The organism is Dialister sp. UBA1703 (assembly GCA_002320515.1).
GTDB lineage: Bacteria > Bacillota > Negativicutes > Veillonellales > Dialisteraceae > Dialister.
In genome coordinates, this window is the sequence record DCJJ01000053.1 from 352 (window position 1) to 4,478 (window position 4,127).

Annotated in this window: 2 protein-coding genes and 1 riboswitch; of the genes, one reads left to right on the top strand and one right to left on the bottom strand. The window is 52.0% G+C overall.

The genetic code is table 11. The annotated features are described in order from the left end of the window. Positions 1–364: 364 nt before the first annotated feature. Positions 365–2,251: a TonB-dependent receptor plug domain-containing protein gene (locus B2Y11_RS02390; RefSeq protein WP_291055710.1), complete on the bottom strand. Its 1,887-nt coding sequence runs from the start codon at positions 2,249–2,251 to the stop codon at positions 365–367. A 93-nt stretch (positions 2,252–2,344) separates the two neighbouring features. Further along, positions 2,345–2,579: riboswitch (cobalamin riboswitch) on the bottom strand. Between the two features lie 111 nt (positions 2,580–2,690). Between B2Y11_RS02390 and B2Y11_RS02395 the strand changes: the two genes are divergently transcribed. After that, positions 2,691–3,674 (top strand): ABC transporter substrate-binding protein, encoded by a 984-nt coding sequence (locus B2Y11_RS02395; RefSeq protein ID WP_291055713.1) that lies wholly within the window; start codon positions 2,691–2,693, stop codon positions 3,672–3,674. Positions 3,675–4,127 lie beyond the last annotated feature (453 nt).

The following is a 4,127-nucleotide window of genomic DNA, read 5'->3' on the forward strand; positions in this document are numbered from 1 at the left end:
TGACAGCAGAGGATGAAGGAGCGCTAGCGACGCGCAAAATGTAGTGAGTCGTTTCCCCTTTAGGGGCAATGATTATAAAGTCAGCGTTACGGTTTTGATTTTTGTGTCACCGGTGGTGCATGACGAAGTGCTTATTTCCCCGCCGGCCACTCGTCATCCTGAGCGAAGCGAAGGATCTTGGTACATGCCGGTATGGGGTTACATGTAAGTCAATGCCGGTGGCGGGAAGTCTGCCGTCTGACTGTCTGACGGTCTGCCGTCTTCTTGCTTTCGGGGATACCGGTACACCGCCGGCGGTAAGCGGACGGGGGACTTTCATCGGGCTGCATGAAAAAATCCCTGCCGGCGCAGGGATTGGAAATTATCAGAAGGTGAACTGCATGCCGATTTCAAAGTTACGGCCGGGAGCGGAGTACCATGTCCCGTAGGGGTCGGAAGAGGTGCCTACATCGGTATAGAACTGGTCGAAAATGTTATTCACCCTGGCGAAAAGGGTGGCGTTTTTGGTGAAATGATAGTTGGCCGCCATGTCCCATACCCAGTAGCTGCTATAGTTCCGCATTTCAGGGTGTTTTTTGCTGCCATAGCGGTTCATGACACCTCTGCCGTCAAGGGATGCATTAAATTTGTCTGCTTTGTAGGACACATTCACATGCAGCGTGCTTTCCGGAAGGGCTCCGTTATTATTGATATTTTCTCCGGCTTTGGCCTGCATATGGAGATAGGAATAGCCAAGGGAGGCGTTCCAGTGCCGGCTGAATTCCTTGTTCAGGCTCAGGCTGAAGCCATTGGCATTGGTTTTTCCTGAATTTCTATAGCGGCTGGTCGTATAGTCATAATCAATTAAGTTCTTCGCATGGGTATGGAATACGTTGAAAGTGCCGTCAAGGGAATCGGTAAACCGGTGATTCACGCCGAATTCAACGGTATTTCCTTCCTCCGGATCCAGGTCTTTATTGCCATATGAAGAATAAAGGTGAAGGAGGCTGGGGGCTGCGAAGAAGGATTTATAGTTGATGTAGTAATTGGTCTTTTCATTCTGCTTATAGCCTACTGAGAGACTGGGGGATGTGTGGGTGCCGAATTCGGAATGATGGTCTATCCGGATGCCCGGGGTCACATTCCATCTGTCAGTGAGGTCGATCTTATCCTGCAGATAGAAGGCGGTATTGGTAATGCTGGTGCCTTCCACATCAGGAGTCCCTTTATAATAGGGGATTTCATCCTTGTACCAGTCAAATCCGCCGGTTATAGTCTGCCGGTCCATGGTATAGGTCAGCTGGTCGGAAATTCCGGTGGTTCTCATCTTCATATCACAGATATCCCAGAGGGCTGAAGCGGTATAGTTATCATTGATATGGGTATTGTTTCTGTAGATAGAAAACTGGCTGGTGAGGCGGTCATTCAGTTTCGCCTTATACTGCAGGCTCACAGAATCATTGTCCTTTTTGCCTCTGGCCCGGGCTGTATCGTTGGTTCCGGAATTCGGGCGGATATAATCGGATGTATACTTCTCATAGTTGAATACCACATCGGAGTCATTACCCAGGTCATAGCCCAGTTTTACGTTGTAGTGCTCTGCATTGAGGTGGTTGATCACCCTCCGGCCCCAGCCGTCCTTGTATTTCCCCTGCAGTTCCTTGCCTGCATCTACGTTCCAGAAAACATTTTCTTCCCGGCCTTCGTTATGAAGAGAGTATTTTTCCCTGCTTTCATTGCCGAAAGAGGTGCGGAGGGTGGTGCGAACCCCGTCGTTTTTAGCTTTTTTGGTAATGATATTGATTACGCCGCCCTGGGCATCGGAGCCGTAAAGGGTGGAGGCAGAGCCTTTCAGTACTTCGATATGGTCAATGGAGTCCATATTGACCATATCGCCTATGTCAGCAGTGGACAGGGAGTTGCCATTGGTATTTCTTCTCATGCCGTCTACCAGAACCACTACATTTTTAGAGCCGTTGATATAAATCTGGTTACTCATGCCCACCTGGCTGCTGGCGCCCTGGTTGGAAATAGTGACTCCCGGCACATGACGGATGGCCTCACTCACATCGTCATAGTGCTTCTCTTCGATTTCCTTCGCCGTCACCACGGACACATCGGCGTTGGAGTCGATTTTCTTTTCCGGCACTCGGCTAGCGGTAACCACTACGCCTTCCAGGGTATACACCGGCATATCGGATGCTTCCACGCAAAAAGCGCCGCCGGAAAGTGATAAAACTGCCAGTGACGCTGCCATAATTTTCCTGTTCATAAAAGTTCCTCCCTTGCTGCCCCAATCAGGGTATATGAAACCATGCCGCCCGCAGGGAAGCAGTATACATCGTACCCCTTATCCTGCAAGGCGGAAAACCGGTTCCATAAGGCAGTTCTTCTGACTCAGCTTCCTCAGAGATTTCGTCTTCCCAGTTTCCCAGTGACATCATGAAATTCCCCTGGAAAGGGCCGATTCAATCATTGCCTGCTTTCCGAAGCTTCACAGCGGCGGGACCGTGGCGGAATCGGGTCTCCCCTCACCGCGCTTCCCTTTTCATCTCCTCCGGGAATCTCCCGGATTCAAACCATTACGGAATTCTTAATAAACTTACCTCTTTATTATACATGAATTTCAGATTCTGTAAACTGTTTTCTAATAATTCAAATGGATACATTCATGTATGCTATAATGAAATGGATTTCAAGGGAGGTTTTCGATGAAATATACAAAGTGCTTTTCTTTACTTTTGAGCAGCCTCATGCTCCTTTCCTTCTCCGGCTGCGGCATGAAGCAGATGGCATCCTCCGGCGAAGGGGGCGGCTATACCGTTACCGACGCCACCGGGAAGGCCGTTGTTATTCCCGCCAAACCGAAGCGCATTCTGGGAAACTCCGCTTCCATCGACACCATGCTCCTTTCCGTGGTGACGCCGGACAAACTGATGGCCGCCACCGAAGCAGACCGGGACCCCAATATTTCCTATATTGCCAATGAAACGAAAGACATTCCCCTCACCGTCCCTCTTACTGGTCTTTCCATGGAAGTGGTGACGGAAGCAAAGCCGGACCTCATCGTGGCCTCCACCTATACCGACGGCAAAGAACTGGATCTCTACCGGAACCTGGGCATTCCGGTGGTGGTCATCGACGGCCCCCGGTCCATTGACCAGGTGAAGGATGATGTGCGCATCATTGCTACAGCAGTGGACGAAAAAGAACGGGGAAACCAGGTGATTTCCCAGATGGACAAGACCCTTTCGGAAATCCAAAGCCGCCTTTCCAAAGAAACAGGAAAGAAACCGGTGGTATACCTGGTGTCCCAGATGACCCGCTACGGCGGACCGGGCTCCATGTTCAACGAACTTCTCACCCGCGCCCGCATTGACAACGCCATCGCCCTGGCCGGCGGCGTGAACGGGCAGGCCACCTCGCCGGAACTTATCATCAGGACAGACCCGGATATGCTCTTCGTATCCACCGACCGCGCCTCCGACACCACCGGCGCCGCCAAATACAGAGATGATTTCCTCTCCAATCCCGCCATCGCTTCCATGCGGGCCGCCAAACACATTGTACCGGTGGAAGACCGGTACATTTACTCCGCCTCCCAGAACTGCGTATGGGCCATCAAAGGCCTGGCCAACGCCGCCTACGGCCCCCTCTTCGATATGAGCGGAGAGGGACAGATTCGGGGGTATTAAGAAAAGGGTTCAACGGATGGACCGGCCCGCTGGGGCCGGAGGGGCCTCAGGTTTGACGGCGCCTGTGGCGCCGAGGGTGGTGGATTGCCGCTGGCGCGGCAATAAGTATATAGTCAGCGTTACGGGACTTGCATTTGTGCCACTATGGCTCCCCGTCATTTCGAGCGATGGGAAGCGCCGGTATGAATCATTGCTCCATGGAGCTAGTGAAAGGGAGTCGAGAAATCTCCCACAAGAAGGCTGCCTATCGGCCGTCACGACCGCATAGAGTATCATACAGGCTTGTCGCCTCGTCCACCCCTTCGCCACTTCGTGGCCCTCTTCCTCTAAAGGGGACGCAAGATGTTACGGACTGGCTTTTGTGTCATCATTGCTCCCCCGTCATTTCGAGCGGTGGTACGCGCCGGTATGAATCATTGCTTCATGGAGCTAAGGAAGCACTGATTCATTCAT

Excerpts from the sequence above, each read along its gene's own strand:
- B2Y11_RS02390 (WP_291055710.1), bottom strand. The coding sequence starts at position 2,251 with ATGAACAGGAAAATTATGGCAGCGTCACTGGCAGTTTTATCACTTTCC.
- B2Y11_RS02395 (WP_291055713.1), top strand. The coding sequence starts at position 2,691 with ATGAAATATACAAAGTGCTTTTCTTTACTTTTGAGCAGCCTCATGCTC.